This is a genomic window from Nocardia carnea NBRC 14403 (assembly GCF_000308515.1).
GTDB classification, from domain to species: Bacteria; Actinomycetota; Actinomycetes; order Mycobacteriales; family Mycobacteriaceae; genus Nocardia; species Nocardia carnea.
Genome location: NZ_BAFV01000056.1, coordinates 1 through 14,508, shown reverse-complemented (window position 1 = coordinate 14,508; position 14,508 = coordinate 1). Strand labels below are relative to the sequence as shown.

The 14,508-nt window shown below is 67.4% G+C and carries 15 protein-coding genes; 7 read left to right on the top strand and 8 right to left on the bottom strand.

Annotated features, from left to right (window positions below; translation table 11 throughout):
- Positions 1-186: 186 nt before the first annotated feature.
- Positions 187-441, bottom strand: coding sequence for a WhiB family transcriptional regulator (locus ON22_RS20190; RefSeq protein ID WP_033243220.1), 255 nt, complete (start codon positions 439-441; stop codon positions 187-189).
- A gap of 251 nt (positions 442-692) precedes the next feature.
- Positions 693-1,640: a diacylglycerol/lipid kinase family protein gene (locus tag ON22_RS20185; protein WP_033243594.1), complete on the bottom strand. Its 948-nt coding sequence runs from the start codon at positions 1,638-1,640 to the stop codon at positions 693-695.
- Positions 1,641-1,743: 103 nt separating this feature from the next.
- On the opposite strand from ON22_RS20185, the gene ON22_RS20180 reads away from it, so the two are divergent.
- A complete protein-coding gene (locus ON22_RS20180; RefSeq protein WP_033243219.1) occupies positions 1,744-2,160 on the top strand; it encodes a hypothetical protein in 417 nt (138 codons plus the stop codon).
- A 34-nt stretch (positions 2,161-2,194) separates the two neighbouring features.
- Here the strand turns inward: ON22_RS20180 and ON22_RS20175 are convergent, their stop codons facing one another.
- The 5 genes from ON22_RS20175 to ON22_RS20155 form a co-directional block, all read right to left on the bottom strand.
- Positions 2,195-2,680, bottom strand: coding sequence for a GNAT family N-acetyltransferase (locus tag ON22_RS20175; RefSeq protein ID WP_033243593.1), 486 nt, complete (start codon positions 2,678-2,680; stop codon positions 2,195-2,197).
- A 97-nt stretch (positions 2,681-2,777) separates the two neighbouring features.
- A complete protein-coding gene (locus ON22_RS20170; protein WP_033243592.1) occupies positions 2,778-3,377 on the bottom strand; it encodes an acid phosphatase in 600 nt (199 codons plus the stop codon).
- A gap of 73 nt (positions 3,378-3,450) precedes the next feature.
- Complete coding sequence (locus ON22_RS20165) at positions 3,451-3,957, bottom strand: nitroreductase/quinone reductase family protein (protein WP_033243591.1); 507 nt, start codon at positions 3,955-3,957, stop codon at positions 3,451-3,453.
- 37 nt (positions 3,958-3,994) lie between these two features.
- Positions 3,995-5,281: an Rv3212 family protein gene (locus ON22_RS20160; RefSeq protein ID WP_063820615.1), complete on the bottom strand. Its 1,287-nt coding sequence runs from the start codon at positions 5,279-5,281 to the stop codon at positions 3,995-3,997.
- A gap of 132 nt (positions 5,282-5,413) precedes the next feature.
- The gene (locus ON22_RS20155) at positions 5,414-7,156 is read right to left on the bottom strand and encodes a DEAD/DEAH box helicase (RefSeq protein ID WP_231508512.1); all 1,743 of its coding nucleotides are present in this window, start codon (positions 7,154-7,156) and stop codon (positions 5,414-5,416) included.
- Between the two features lie 751 nt (positions 7,157-7,907).
- Here ON22_RS20155 and ON22_RS20150 point away from each other — a divergent pair.
- From ON22_RS20150 to ON22_RS20140, 3 genes are all read left to right on the top strand, one after another.
- A complete protein-coding gene (locus tag ON22_RS20150) occupies positions 7,908-9,044 on the top strand; it encodes an alpha/beta fold hydrolase (RefSeq protein WP_306306611.1) in 1,137 nt (378 codons plus the stop codon).
- A gap of 41 nt (positions 9,045-9,085) precedes the next feature.
- Complete coding sequence (locus ON22_RS20145) at positions 9,086-9,787, top strand: ferritin-like fold-containing protein (protein ID WP_033243587.1); 702 nt, start codon at positions 9,086-9,088, stop codon at positions 9,785-9,787.
- Positions 9,788-9,903: 116 nt separating this feature from the next.
- The gene (locus ON22_RS20140; RefSeq protein ID WP_033243218.1) at positions 9,904-10,131 is read left to right on the top strand and encodes a DUF3107 domain-containing protein; all 228 of its coding nucleotides are present in this window, start codon (positions 9,904-9,906) and stop codon (positions 10,129-10,131) included.
- A 61-nt stretch (positions 10,132-10,192) separates the two neighbouring features.
- On the opposite strand, the gene fasR is transcribed toward ON22_RS20140, so the two are convergent.
- Positions 10,193-10,849, bottom strand: a complete 657-nt coding sequence (fasR, locus tag ON22_RS20135) for an HTH-type transcriptional activator FasR (protein ID WP_033243217.1) — start codon at positions 10,847-10,849, stop codon at positions 10,193-10,195.
- Positions 10,850-11,009: 160 nt separating this feature from the next.
- Between fasR and ON22_RS20130 the strand changes: the two genes are divergently transcribed.
- From ON22_RS20130 to ON22_RS20120, 3 genes are all read left to right on the top strand, one after another.
- Positions 11,010-12,074 carry a DUF3152 domain-containing protein gene (locus tag ON22_RS20130; protein ID WP_231508394.1) on the top strand — a complete coding sequence of 355 codons (1,065 nt, stop codon included), beginning with the start codon at positions 11,010-11,012 and terminating at the stop codon, positions 12,072-12,074.
- 70 nt (positions 12,075-12,144) lie between these two features.
- Positions 12,145-13,326, top strand: coding sequence for an adenylyltransferase/sulfurtransferase MoeZ (gene moeZ, locus ON22_RS20125; protein ID WP_033243216.1), 1,182 nt, complete (start codon positions 12,145-12,147; stop codon positions 13,324-13,326).
- 248 nt (positions 13,327-13,574) lie between these two features.
- Complete coding sequence (locus ON22_RS20120) at positions 13,575-14,429, top strand: TIGR02569 family protein (protein ID WP_033243585.1); 855 nt, start codon at positions 13,575-13,577, stop codon at positions 14,427-14,429.
- Positions 14,430-14,508: the final 79 nt, after the last annotated feature.

Sequence of the window (14,508 nt, the reverse complement as noted above, 5' to 3'; positions counted from 1 at the left end):
TACCGCTGATCGGCCATGGTCTGAAACGCCGGTTATTTCTCGGGTGTCTTTCCGGCAAATTGCGGATTGTTCCCCGGCCGGCGGCTCTGAATAAAGTACGGCCCGGCACCAGATTCACTGGTGCCGGGCAATCCACGACTCCCCGGGCCGGGCTGGGAATGGTCCGGTAGTCGCTTCCCCGCGTTCTCAGACAGCCGTACGAGTGCGGGTGCGCGCATTGCGACGCTTGAGCGCGCGCCGCTCGTCTTCGCTCATACCGCCCCATACACCGGCGTCCTGCCCGGAACCCAGAGCCCAGGACAGGCATTCGGCGGTAACGGGGCAGCGGGCGCAGACCAGCTTGGCATCGGCAATCTGCGCGAGCGCAGGACCACTGTTGCCCACCGGGAAAAACAGTTCAGGGTCCTCATCGCGACAGATGGCCTTATGGCGCCAGTCCATTCCTTCTGCTCCTTTGTAGGGCGCCACAGGGCGCCGATCGGTTGCTGGATCGTTCACTTGTGCGAACTGAATGTTTCCGCACGGTTGCTTGTGAATGCTTTCACGAACACCGTAGATGTCAATAGGTATCCGACGCACCGTGGGGAAGCTCACGCACTGAAGGCCCCACGAGGAGACCTGCCGCAGTCCTTTTTACTCGCCTACGCCGGTTTCCGCAGCACAAACGGGATTTATTTCCCGGATGCGCCACGTCATACCGGCCGTGGAGCGACCACATCGAGGACATCCGGCACAGCGGTGAAATCCACCACGTCGCGCCTGCCGATGAAGTCGCCGTCGATTTGCAGGCCGATCGGCTCGGCACTCGATATGCGCACCGACGGGACGTCGTCGTCACGAAATAGCTTCCGCGACTTCGGCTCGGAGTGTGGCGACAACAGTTGCGTCGCCAGCCGAAGTGTAGGCAGTAATGCCATGGTTCGCACGGCGAACACACCGAGACCCGATTCGAACCTGGTACCGGGATTGGTACATACCGGTGTCGCATTCAGATACGTCCACGGACTGGTGTTGGTGACGAATGCGTAATGCACGCCCGAAACAGGCTCGCGCCCCGGAACGTGCACGGTAACTTCCGGTTGCGCCCGTTTCGTGCGGAAGAACTGCGCCACTGTGGTGCGGACATAGCGCGCCGGAGTCGCCGATCGTCCTTTGGCGCGTGCCGAATCGATGGCGGCACACACCTCCGCGTCGAGACCGACCCCGGCGCTGAAACAGAACCACCGGTCATCGGTGATACCCAGCCCGATACGGCGATCCCCGTCACCGGCTTTGAGAAGGTCGATCAATTGATTGGTCGCCGCTACGGGATCGGGCTTGATATCCAATGCGCGCGCGAACACATTGGCCGAACCACCGGGAATGATGCCGAGCCGGGGCCGCCACGCCTGGCCGTCGTCCACCTGCGGCAACGGTACGAAACCGTTGATCGTCTCGTTGACCGTCCCGTCGCCGCCGTGCACCACGATGAGATCCATCTCATTGGTTGCCGCCCACTGCGCCAATTCCGCGGCATGGCCACGATGCTGGGTATGCGCGACGGTCAGCTGCGTTCGGCTCTCCAGGGCGTGCGCGAGCAGGTCACGGGTCGCCGCCGTGGTAGAGGTCGCATTGGGGTTGACGATCAACAACGTCCGCATGAGGTAATTCTGGCCCGCCCGCGGCACACGGGTCCAAATGCCTCGGACTCGGCGCCGAACATGCGCCCGCGAGCATCGGGAAAACACAACTTAAGCTGGCGGGGTGGTCGAGCGAAAAGACGTTGGTGTGCCCGGGACCGTGCGTGGCGCCGGTGGGCTGGTGACACTGGAAGGCGCCGTCGCGGTGACCGTGGCGGTAGTGCTCGTGGTGCGGGCGCTGCTGGGCCACGAAGAGGACGCGATCAGCGGTTACGGTACGGCGATGTGGTTCGGGATCCTCGGCGGTGCGGTGCTCGCCTCCGGGATCGGCCTGCTGCTCGGACAGCGCTGGGGGCGGGCCATCGCGGTGATAACCCAGCTGTTGCTGCTGCCGGTGGTGTGGTCGTTGCTGTTCGGCTCGGGGCAGCCGCTGTTCGGGACCCTGCTCGGTGTGGTGGCGCTGGGCGCGCTGGGTCTGCTGTTCGCTCCGCCCACCTCGCGCTGGGCCGCCCAGGAGTACGGGGTCACGGACGAGGAATGAGCGCCGCGTCCCGGATATCGCCGGGCGCGGGCCGTTACCGGTGCGAGCCGGTAGTCGCGGCGAGCGCGGCCAAGGCCGGACCGCTGAGCCGGTAGCCCACCCAGTCGTCCTGGACCTGGGCGCCCAGCGATTCGTAGAAGCCGATCGACGGCGTGTTCCAGGTCAGTACCGACCAGCTGACCCGGGTGTAGCCGTGGGAGTGCGCTTCGTGCGCGAGAGCGGCCAGCAATGCCCGGCCCAGCCCGGTACCGCGCGCCTCCGGAGTGACATACAGGTCTTCGAGATAGATCCCGTGGACGCCGTCCCAGGTGGAGAAGTTCAGGAACCAGATGGCGCATCCCGCGACCGTGCCGTCCACGAGTGCCACATGGGCGAAGACGGCAGGGTGCGGGCCGAACAGTGCGGTGTGCAACTGCTCGGCGGTGAGCGTGCACTCGTGCCGCGCCTTCTCGTATTCGGCCAGGCCGTAGACCAGGTCGACGAGTGCGGGGACATCGCCGGGTTCGGCACGACGGATCACCGGGTCGGCAGCGTGGGACACGTAGTCTCCTTCGGTTACGTCAGCGGCAGGAATGGCGAAGTAGGCGGCGAGGTCGGCGTCCCGTCCGGTGACCGTCTCATACAGTGCCCGGTTGCAGATTGTGCGCCCACAATGTGGGTTCGTCGCGCTCGTAGCCCAGGACGCTGACCGCTGCCGTCGCGAGCGCGAACCGGCGGCCCTCCCGGACCGGGAAACCGAGCCAGCGGGCAATCAGGGCGCGGGAGAAATGCCCATGCCCCACCAGGACCACGTCGCGCTCGCCGAGCGCGGCCGTCGCGGCGGCGAGCACACGATCGGCCCGCACGCTCACCTCGGCCGCGGACTCACCGCCGGGTACCGCGCCGGTCCAGACGGTCCAGCCGGGGTCGCCGGTACGGATCTGGGGGGTGGTGCGGCCCTCGTAGTCGCCGTAATCCCATTCGGCGAGGTCCGGTTCGATCCGTGCGCCGGCCAGCCCGGCCAGTTCGGCGGTCCGCTGCGCGCGGGCGCGCGGACTGACCAGAATCATCGGGTCCCGCAGCCCCAAACCGGCCACGACCGGACCGGCCGCGGTGGCCTGGTGCTCACCGGCCGTGGTCAGCGGTAGATCGGTGCGGCCGGTATGGCGATGCTGTACCGACCAGCTGGTCTCGCCGTGGCGCAGCAGCACCACACGGGCGTTCTCGGAGCCGGGCATACGCACCATGATGCCCGGTGCGGTCAGCGGGCCGGTCCTGGGCCGATGACGGCACCCGTACATCGGACCTCGGTCAGCGCGAGCCGGCCAGGGTGAGGATCACCAGGGGGATGGGACGTTCGGTGGTGGCCTGGAAATCGGCGAGTAGTGGATTGTTCGCCAACACCCAGGCGGCGAATTCGTCGTAGCCGGCGCCGGTGAGGACCCGGGCGGTGGCATGGTGCACGTGATCGCCCAACTCCACGATCACCGCCGGATCCGCCTGCACATTGTGATACCAGGATGGATACCCGTCGTCGACGAGTGAACTGATGTAGAGGGTTTTCCCGCGATACTGCGCGGCGAGCGGAACCACATGCCGCTTACCGGTTTTCGCACCCGTCGTGGTGAGCAGCAGCAGCGTTGCATCGGCATAGGCGCCGCCGACGCGCCCCCCGTTCGCCCGGAATTCGCGGATCACCTCGGTGTTCCAGACCGCGGGAGCGTTCTCGGTGTACTGATTCCACGGCGCGTCGGGATCGTCGTAGCGGGCGTTCTCGGCCGTGGGGGCCGCATCGGTGGGCCGGGCTGCTTCTGTCATACCCGCCAGTGTGCCCGCGGGTACCGACAAAAACGTTTCACCGCAGTGGTTTTGCCGGTCGGTTCGCCTCGGCCTCGCCGGTATCGGGGGCATCCGGATCGGCCAGTGCGACGAGTACTCCGTCCCGATGTTCCAGAATCGTGTTGCCCAGTACTCCGAGCGAGATCGGGCCGCCGCGATAGTCCGGCCGGTCCACCGGGATTCGGGCGATCTCGGTGCCGTCGGCGGGATCGAGGGCCGCGATCGCGCCCGGTACCGGAATCAGGAGCCGGTCGGCCATGAGCACGGGTGCGCCGAGTGCGTCGGCCGCGGTCCACATCGGGTCGAAAGTACTGGCCTGCAGTGCGATCACGCTGTTGCCGGTGAAGACGAGGAATGCGGAACCGGACCGGACGGTGGTGGTGGTTTCGTCGAGTGGTGCCGAGAGTTCCTGTACCACCAGCGGATTACCTTTGGCATCGAATATCGTCAGGCGGGGTGCGGCCACCTCGGGGCCGCTCGTTCCGGGCTGATAGACCGCGATCCGGTTGTCGGAGACCGCGATAACACGTGCGTCGGGCGAATCCGCGCCGGGACCTTCCAGGATCCGCGAACCGTACTCTTCCGGCACATTGTCGTCCTTGGGTGCGGGCGCCAGCACGGTGAGGCGGCCGGCCGGATCGCCCGGGCAGCGTTCCAGCACCACCAGCCGCGACGAACTCGAGGCCGCCGATTGCAGCTCGCAATCGTGCCGCGGCTGGGTCTTCCAGTTCTCCTTGGCGTCGACATAGCCGTATTCGAGGGTGCGGACAAGATCGGAGCGCCACATCTCCAGCCGCCGCGGCCCGTGCGCCACTACATACGTGCCGTCGACAGACAGCCGCACTTGATCGTCCATATAGCTGCTGCGGGCGGTGCGGCGGCGGCCGTCGGCGCCGGAGAGCATGGTGGTCTCACTGCAGCCGCGTTCACTGCGGTACACGGCGATCACCATGCCGAACTGTGCTTCGACACCGCACAGCGGTAGATCGCGGGTGTAGCGCCATACCTGTTCACCGGTCCGCCGATCGTGACCGGTCACGGTACCGCCGTCCGCGGTGACGGCCACTCCTTCGGAAGTGAGTGCGCGGTCGGTCGCGGTATCGGGCGCACGCCACAGTTCGCGCAGTTCATCGGGAAGATCACGGGCCGCCGAGGGGGTGCGGGCGGGCTTGTCGGCGACCACCGATTCGGTTCCGGCGACATCGCTGCTCACCCACGCCACGATCCCCGCGATCACCACGACGACGGCGATCGCGGCAGCGGTGATGACATCGGCGCGCGTTCGCCGCTCAGGTGCGAGCACGTACGCGAGCCTAACGGATGCGGGCCGGGCGCCCGGACGGTGCTCGCGGCCCCGCCCGGCCGGCGCCGCGGACGAAATGACTCGGGCCGGCGGTTCGGTAACCGCCGGCCCGAGTCCTCGTCCTGTTCAGCGTCACTCCGGTGTCGAGGCGCCGTTCGACATGCTGGGCGTCGCGTCCGCGGATGCGGCGGACTCCGACGTGCCGGAATCGTCGCCGGCGCTCTTGTCGGCCGGTTTACGGCGCCGCCGGCGCCGTGCGGGTTTCCCGGCGTCGGCGTTGTCGCCGGTTTCCGCGGACTGCTCGGCGGCCTCGCCGCCGTTCGCGTCCACCGGCTCCGTGCCGTTGTTCGCGTCATCCGTGGCACCCTCGCCGGTGGCAGAACGCCGACGGCGCCGCTTGCGGCGCGCCGGGCTCGCTTCCGGGTCCGCGTCCGTCTCCGCGGCGGCCGGGCCGCCGCTCACCTCGGAAGTGGCCTCGGCATCTGTCGAATCGACTGCGCCCGTGCCATTTTCGAGAGATTTGCCCCCCCGGGTCCGCCTCCGGTTGCGTTTACGCGGGGCACGCTCCGGGCGTTCGACCACCACGGCGTCCGGATCGCGTTCCGGTTTCCGCGCGCCGACCGTACCGGTCACACCCTCCGGGATCCCCAGATCGGAGAACAGATGCGGCGACCGCGAATATGTTTCCACCGGTTCCGGGATTCCCAGCCCGAGCGCGGCATCGATCGCCGCCCAGCGGGTGAGCTCGTCCCAGTCGATCAGCGTGACCGCCACACCGGTGCGACCGGCCCGGCCGGTGCGGCCGATGCGGTGCACATAGGTTTTCTCGTCCTCGGGGCACTGATAGTTGACGACATGAGTGACATCGTCGATATCGATACCGCGCGCGGCGACATCGGTGGCGACCAGCACGTCGATCGTGCCCTTACGGAATTTCGACAGCGCTTTTTCGCGGGCGATCTGCCCCAGATCGCCGTGCACGGCGCCGACCGCGAACCCGCGTTCGCCCAGTTCGTCGGCGACTTTCTGCGCGGTCCGCTTGGTCCGGGTGAAGATCATCGTGGCGCCGCGGCCCTCGGCCTGCAGAATCCGGGCGACCAATTCACCCTTGTCCAGCGCATGGGCCCGGTACACGAATTGTGCCGTGCGATCGTGGACCGCCGAATCGTGCGGTTCCTCGGCCCGGATATGCGTCGGCCGGGTGAGAAAAGTGCGGGCCAGTGTGATGATCGGCCCCGGCATGGTCGCCGAGAACAGCATGGTCTGCCGTTTATCGGGCACCATGCCGAGAATACGTTCGATATCGGGGAGGAAGCCCAGATCGAGCATTTCGTCGGCTTCGTCCAGCACCAGGACGCCCACTTTTCCGAGAATCAGGTGCTGCTGATCCGCGAGGTCCAGCAATCGGCCGGGAGTTCCGACGACGACATCCACGCCCTCGCGCAGGGCCGCGATCTGGGAATCGTAGGGACGACCGCCGTAAATGGAGGTCACCCGCAGCGGTCCACGTTCGCTGCTGACATATTTCGCCGCGTTCTCCAGGTCCTTGGTCACCTGCAGGCACAGTTCGCGCGTCGGCACGATGACCAGGGCGCGCGGGGTGCCGTCCAGCGGGGTGGTCCCGGATTCCACGGTGCTGATGCGATGCAGCAGCGGAACCCCGAACCCGAAGGTCTTCCCCATCCCCGTGCGGGCCTGGCCGATGAGATCCTCGCCGGCGAGGGCCAGTGGCAGGGTGAGTTCCTGGATTGCGAAAGTACGTTCGATACCCATCTCGCCGAGTGCGCGGACGATTTCGCCGCGCACTCCCAATTCGGCAAAAGACGGTGCGGTATGTCCGGCGTCCAGCTCGGCTGTCAGCAGCGTTTCCGCCAGTCCCGGTTCCGGTTCTACAGTGATCTTGCTCAGCTTCGTGCCTTCCCTCGTTATCGCGCTACACGCGCACGAGGCGTGGGGCGGACCGGTCGGCCCACGACAACCACGGATCCGCCCTGCGATATTCACCCGGGCCGCCGCCGGATGTCGGCAGGTGCCCGGATGACGGACAGCGAAGCTCGGACATCGGCGCAGCGCATCGGTGACGCGGATCTGGTGCGCGCACATTTTCCGTGGACTCCGTAGAATTCCTCGCTACCGCTCCGCCCACCCGCGGTGCGCGACTTTCGGCGCTGCCGATTCCAACGGATCGACCGAAATTCTTCGGATGTCCGTTCGCGATTGTAGCTGTGTTTTTTTGCGTCGCCTCCGGCGACGCCGGTTTTGGCCCCTGAGGTCCCTGCGTTCAGCACTCGACACTCGCGGCTGCGCCGCATCGCATCGAGCGCTGAACGCAGGGCCGGGCCAAAACCTTTGAGGGCCTCGCTGAACTCGGCACCGCCGTTGGTCGAGTTCTCGGGCCATCGGGTGTTCGTTACGACGACGCCGATGGTGATTCGCGACACACCGTTGCGGGGCGGCTCTCACGCGACGGGCACGGTGGCCCGCACCGTTCCTGTGTTCTCCCCGACCGTTCGACCCGCTCGGATCCTGTGGTCGTCGGCAGTTCCACCAGCGGGGTCTCCGTCGGTCTCGAACCACGCCAGGGGGGCCGAACCCCGGCGCGCCGGAGGCGCGCCAAAATAACACAGTGAGTATCGCTGATCGAGGTATTGCTCTGGCGGATCGTGCCGTGCGCGCGGTCGATCCCGAGGGGGAGGTGACACGGGCCGTCGAGCGGGCCGCGCGTAATGCGTGGGCGCTGACGTTCGGTGACGGTGTGGAGGGGCTCCGACCGACACCGGCGACGGTGCTGTGGGACGAACCGCATCGGCAGTTGCGGCGTTTCGAACCCGCGCCGGTGGCCGGCCGGGGCCGGGCGCGGCCGCCGGTTCTGCTGGTGCCGCCGTTGGCCGCGCCGGCCAGTTGTTTCGATCTGCGGCCGGGGCAGAGTGTGGCCGAGTTCCTGCTGGAGACCGGCCGGGCGCCGTATGTGATCGACTACGGCGAGATCTCCTACGCCGACCGGCGGATGGGGTTCGAGGACTGGGTGCACGACATCATTCCGGAGGCGATCCGGCGCACGGTCGCCGACCGGGACGGTGCCGGCGAGGATCCGCGGGTGGATCTCGTCGGCTGGTCGCTGGGCGGCACGATGGCGCTGTTGGCTGCCGCTGCCGATAGCGGGTTACCGATCCGGTCGATCACCGCGATCGGGTCACCGCTGGACTACAACGCGATGCCCGGTACCCCGCAGCTGGCCGCGCTGGCCCGGCGTACCGGAACCGGTGCCGCGGTGGGGGCGGCGCTCGGCGCGATGGGGGGTGTGCCGGCGCCGCTGACCCGGCTCGCCTACCGCATCACCGCATGGGACCGGGAGGTCAAGCGGCCCTGGTTCGTGGCCGGGAATCTGGCGCGCACCGAATCGCTGGCCCGGATGGAGGCCGTCGACCGGTTCATGGCCGATATGCCCGGCTACCCGGGCCGGATGTATCAGCAGCTGTGGAACCGGCTCGTACTGCGTAACGAAATCGGGCGCGGGGTGGTGAATTTCGGTACCGGGCCGATCCGGCTGGCCGATATCACCGCGCCGGTACTACTGGTGGGCGGGCCCTCGGACGTGATCACTCCGGCGCGCGCGGTGGAACGTGGATTGCGCACTCTCACCGGCGCCGAAACGGTGCGCTACGAGACGGCACCCGGCGGGCATCTGGCGATCCTGACCGGCGCCACCGCCCGTGACACCACCTGGACCTACCTCGACAAGTTCCTCACAACACCGGCGTGACCGCGATCGCCCGGCGCCGGCAGGTACTACGCTGGAGTTCCATGGGAGCACAGTCACCCGCCGCGCTGGGTGTTACGCCGAGCGAGCCGATCGCATCACCTATCCCCGCCGAGCATCCCGGCGTCACCGACCTGTTCGCGGTCCTGGCCTACGGTGAGATCTCTGCCTTCTACCGGCTCACCGAGGAGGCGGCGCTGTCGCCGAGCCTGCCCGGCAAGGTCGCGGTGGCCCGTATGGCGGCGGCCGAACTCGCGCATTTCGAACGTCTCGAGGCCGCGCTCACCGCGCGCGGTGCCGAGGTGTACGCGGCGATGGCGCCGTTCACCCGGGCCTTGGACGACTACCACCGCTCCACCGACCCGTCGACCTGGTTGGAATCGATGGTGAAGTTCCATGTCGGCGACGGTATTGCCGCGGACTTCTACCGGGAGATCGCCGGAGCGTTGAGCCCCGATGTGGCCGCCGTGGTGCGCGATGTGCTGGCCGATACCGGGCATTCGGAATTCGTGATCGACGAGGTCCGCCGGGCGGTGGCGGCGAGCCGTTCGGAACGCGACCGGCTCACCCTGTGGGGCCGCCGCCTGCTCGGTGAGGCGATCACCCAGGCCCAGTATGTGATGGCCCAGCGCGACGAGTTGACCGAACTGGTCCTCGCGGCCACCGGCGATCTCAACGGTATCGCCACCCTCTTCGACCGTATGCAGACCGCCCACTCCGAACGCATGGCGGTCCTCGGCCTGTAGTTCGGATGGGTGCGGCCGGTGTTCGCTGAGGGCGCACCCGGGTATCTGCCACGGTGCGACAGGGCTCAACTAACCTTGCGGGGACAGCACAGAACTCTAAGGTTCGGAGGTTGGCCGTGGAGGTCAAGATCGGTATTTCGGATAGCCCGCGCGAGCTCGTCATCTCCAGCGCACAGACCCCGGACGAGGTCGAGGCACTGGTATCCGAAGCGCTGGGCGCCTCGGGTGGGGTCCTCACGCTGGCCGACGAGAAGGGCCGGAAGTACCTGATCCAGGCTGGCAAGATCGCCTACGTGGAGATCGGTGCGGCCACCGGCGGCCGGGTGGGTTTCGCCGCGGTCTGAGGCCGGCGCCCCGTAGCATGCCGAAGCCCCCGCCCGGATCCGGGCGGGGGCTTCGTATGTCTCAGACCAGCGGGTGCAGCGGGACGTGTTTGAGGCCGCCCCACGCCAGCGCGACCGTGGTGTCGACGGCCTCGTCCTTCGGGATCGGCCGATCGGCTTCGAGCCAGTACCGGGCGGTGAACTGGCTGGCGCCCACCAGGCCGACGGCGAGGATGCGCGCACGGTAGGGGTCCAGGCCCGAATCGTGGGCCACCAGGTCGTAGACAGCGTCGACGCATGCTTCGGTGGCCTGCTCCACCCGGCGCTGCACCTGCGGCTCGTTGGTGAGGTCGGATTCGAAGACGAGGCGGAAACCCTGCATCTCGTTGTCGACGAAATCGAAATAGGCGGCGACGGCCGCCCGGACCCGCTGTTTGTTGTCGGTGGTGGAACGCAGCGCCTGGCGCACACTCGATACCAACATGTCGACGTAGTTCTGCAGAACCGCCAGATACAGCTCGAGTTTACTGGTGAAGTGCTGGTAGAGCACCGGCTTGCTGACTCCCGCACATTGGGAGATCTCGTCCATTCCGGCGGCATGATAGCCGCGGAGTACGAAGACCTCGCTGGCTGCGGCCAGGAGTTGCAGGCGTCGTTCGTCACGTGGAAGCCGGGTGCCACGTTTGGGGGCGGTGCCGGAAGAGGAGCGCGACGTCATCCGGTCCACGAGGTCGGTCATATTCGGATCTCCCAGTCGATTCCCCGGCAAAGGGGTGTGTACCGGGTCTTTTGAGCACCATACTCGCTCACAGTGCTGTTGCCGACCCGGGTGGGCGAACCCGGTACCCCGGCCACCGCAGTTGCCGCCGGTCCGGACCGCCTGTGAGAGTGTGGACGCTGTGACCGACCGACCGGACAGCTCTTCCGGCGGCGGGCGCAGCGCGCACCGCCCCCACGATCCAGACCTCGCCGCCGACGACGCGACGACGATCGGGGCCGGTTCCGCGGTCGAGCGGGCGGATGAATCCCGGCAGCCGCTGGTCGCACGCTGGGATCCCACCGCGACCCCGCCGCCTGCCGATTCCGGGCCGGCCGGTGGGAAACGGGCATGGTTGCGCCGTTTCGCCGCACGCTACGGCTGGCGTGCCTACGCACTCCCGGTGTTGGTGGCCCTCACTGCTTTCGTCGCGGTCGATGCCGTCCGGTCCGGGCCGGGGATCACAGCAGAACCGGCCGATCCGGCGCCGGGTGTGCTCGGAACGCCACCGGCCAGTGCGGGGATCATCGGGGCGCCACCGGGCGACGGGCATTTTCCGGAAGATCTGCCCGTCGGAGCCCTGCCGGCCGGTGGACAGTTCACCGAGAACGGTAAGGGCGCCTGGCGAGTGGTGCCGGGAACATCCGAACAGGCCGGGGCGGGGGAGCAGTACACCTTCAGCTATACCGTCGAAATCGAGAACGGGATCGATACCCGGGCGTTCGGCGGCGACGATTCGGTGGCCAGGATGGTCGAATCGACCCTGGGTAACCCGAAGAGCTGGGTGCACGACCGAAAGTTCGCCTTCCGGCGGATCGACCGCGGCGACCCGGATTTCCGTATTTCGCTCACCGCCCGCAACACCACCCGCGAGGCCTGCGGATTCGAGATCCCGATCGACTCGTCCTGTTACAACTCCGACCAGGGGCGGGTGGTGCTGTCGGAGGCACGCTGGGTCCGGGGTGCGCCGGCGTTCGACGGGGATATCGGTTCCTATCGGCAGTACCTGGTCAACCACGAGGTGGGTCATGCCATCGGCTACCACGCACATCAGCCGTGTGAAAGCGAGGGCGGGCTGGCGCCGGTGATGATGCAGCAGACCTTCGGTACGGCGAACAACGAGATCGCCGCGCTCGACCCGTCCGGGGTGGTGCCGATGGACGGGAAGACCTGCCGTTTCAACCCGTGGCCTTATCCACGCGGCTGATCGGGAAGAATGCTCGGTGGGCCCGCGTTGTAACCGGAACCCGGCTATTCGATACGAGGAGTTCGCAGACGTGTCATCACCGAAGTCTCTGCCCCCACTTGTGGAGCCTGCGGCGGAGCTGACCAAGGACGAGGTCGCCCGGTACAGCCGCCACCTGATCATTCCCGATCTGGGGATGGACGGGCAGAAGCGGCTGAAGAACGCGAAGGTGCTCGTGATCGGTGCGGGCGGCCTGGGCTCGCCGGCTCTGCTGTATCTGGCCGCCGCCGGGGTGGGGACGATGGGCATCGTCGAGTTCGACGAAGTGGATGCCTCGAACCTGCAGCGGCAGGTCATCCACGGGGAATCCGATATCGGCCGGCCCAAGGCCGACAGCGCCCGCGATTCGATTCTGGAGATCAACTCCACTATCGACGTGCGGCTGCACAAGATCCGGCTGGAGCCGGAGAACGCGGTGGAACTGTTCTCCGAATACGACCTGATCCTCGACGGCACCGATAACTTCGCCACCCGCTATCTCGTCAACGACGCCGCCGTCCTGGCCGGTAAGCCCTACGTGTGGGGTTCGATCTACCGGTTCGAGGGCCAGGTTTCGGTGTTCTGGGAGGACGCGCCCGACGGCCGCGGGATCAACTACCGCGACCTCTACCCGGAGGCGCCGCCGCCCGGGATGGTGCCGTCCTGCGCCGAGGGCGGTGTGCTCGGGGTGCTGTGCGCATCCATCGGTTCGATCATGGTGACCGAGGCGATCAAACTCCTCACCGGTATCGGCGAACCGCTGCTGGGCCGGCTCATGGTGTACGACGCCCTCGATATGAGCTACCGGACGATCAAGTTGCGCCGCGATCCCGCGCGTGAGCCGATCACCGAACTGATCGACTACGAAGCGTTCTGCGGTGTGGTGTCGGAAGAAGGCCAGGCCGCGGCGGCCGGTTCGACCGTGACCGCGCGTGAGCTCAAGGATATGCTCGCCGCCGGTGATGTGGAGCTGATCGATGTCCGCGAACCCGTGGAGTGGGACATCGTGCATATCGAGGGTGCGACGCTGATCCCGAAGGATCGCATCCTTTCCGGTGAGGCGCTGTCGGAACTGCCGCAGAACCGGAAGATCGTGCTGCACTGCAAGACCGGAATCCGGTCTGCCGAGGCGCTGGCCGCGCTCAAACGCGCCGGTTTCGCCGATGCGACCCATCTCCAGGGCGGTGTGATCGCCTGGGCGCACCAGGTGGATCCCTCGCTACCGGTGTACTGACCGCCGAATTCCCGATGCGCCGGGCAATGGATCCAGGGTCCGCCTCCCGGTGACTCGGTTGTCGCGGAGAACGGATCGCCAGATGCGATCCGAGGGTGCTGGTACATCCGGCGTACAGCCGATGTGGCGCCGGACGATCCAGTCCGCTTCTGCACCGTGTTCCGGGGTTGTGACCGGCGCGTCGCGGCACGGCTACGGCTCGGTGTGGCGCACTCGACGTGCTGGGCGCCGGGAGTACGGTACGGCGCGTGACCACCACAGTCGAACCCCCCGAACATGTGCGGGCCACATTCGGTCTGCGTGAATTGGACCCGGTCGCTCTCGGTGACTGGGAGGGCGGCTGGCGCCTCGGTGATGTGGTGCTCAGCCCGGTCGCCGATCATGCCCGGGCCGCGTGGTCGGCCAAGACCCGGGAAAACCTGCGGGTGGACGGGTTGCGGCTGGCCCGGCCGGTGCGGGCCACCGACGGGCGATATGTGGTGTCGGGGTGGCGTTGCGATACCTATATGCCCGGCTCCCCGGAGCCGCGGCACGACGAGGTGGTCTCGGTATCGCTGCGGCTGCACAAGGCGACCGCCACCCTGGAGCGGCCCCGGTTCTTGTCCCAGCCGCCGGTGACACCGTGGCTGGATGTGGATGTTTTCGTGGCCGCGGATCGGGCGGCATGGGAGACGGTGCCGTTGCGTACGCTGCGCGCGGCGGGTGCGGTGATCGAGAATTCACCGGACGGCCGGCACAGCCTGGACCTGATCGGCCAGCTGTCCACGCTGCGCAAACCGGTTCGCACCCCGGCCCAGCTGGTGCACGGCGACCTGTTCGGCACCGTACTGTTCGCCGGCGCGCAGACTCCCGGGCTCACCGATATCACCCCGTACTGGCGGCCGGCCGCGTGGGCGGCGGGCGTGATCGTGGTGGATGCGCTGTCGTGGGGCGGCGCCGACGAGGGATTGCTCGAACGATGGGCGGATCTGCCCGAATGGCCGCAGATGTTGTTGCGCGCGGTCATGTTCCGGCTGGCAGTGCATGTGCTGCATCCGCGGTCGACGCCGGAGGCACTACCCGGGTTGGTGCGTACCGCGGATATGGTCCGGTTCCTGCTGTAACCGAGGTGGTCGCGCCGGAACCTTCTCAGTGTTCGGGATAATCGGCCAGGAGGGTGTCCAGGAAACAGCGGGTGGTCTT

Excerpts from the sequence above, each read along its gene's own strand:
- ON22_RS20165 (WP_033243591.1), bottom strand. The coding sequence starts at position 3,957 with ATGACAGAAGCAGCCCGGCCCACCGATGCGGCCCCCACGGCCGAGAAC.
- fasR (WP_033243217.1), bottom strand. The coding sequence starts at position 10,849 with ATGACCGACCTCGTGGACCGGATGACGTCGCGCTCCTCTTCCGGCACC.
- ON22_RS20170 (WP_033243592.1), bottom strand. The coding sequence starts at position 3,377 with ATGCCCGGCTCCGAGAACGCCCGTGTGGTGCTGCTGCGCCACGGCGAG.
- ON22_RS20185 (WP_033243594.1), bottom strand. The coding sequence starts at position 1,640 with ATGCGGACGTTGTTGATCGTCAACCCCAATGCGACCTCTACCACGGCG.
- ON22_RS20145 (WP_033243587.1), top strand. The coding sequence starts at position 9,086 with ATGGGAGCACAGTCACCCGCCGCGCTGGGTGTTACGCCGAGCGAGCCG.
- ON22_RS20190 (WP_033243220.1), bottom strand. The coding sequence starts at position 441 with ATGGACTGGCGCCATAAGGCCATCTGTCGCGATGAGGACCCTGAACTG.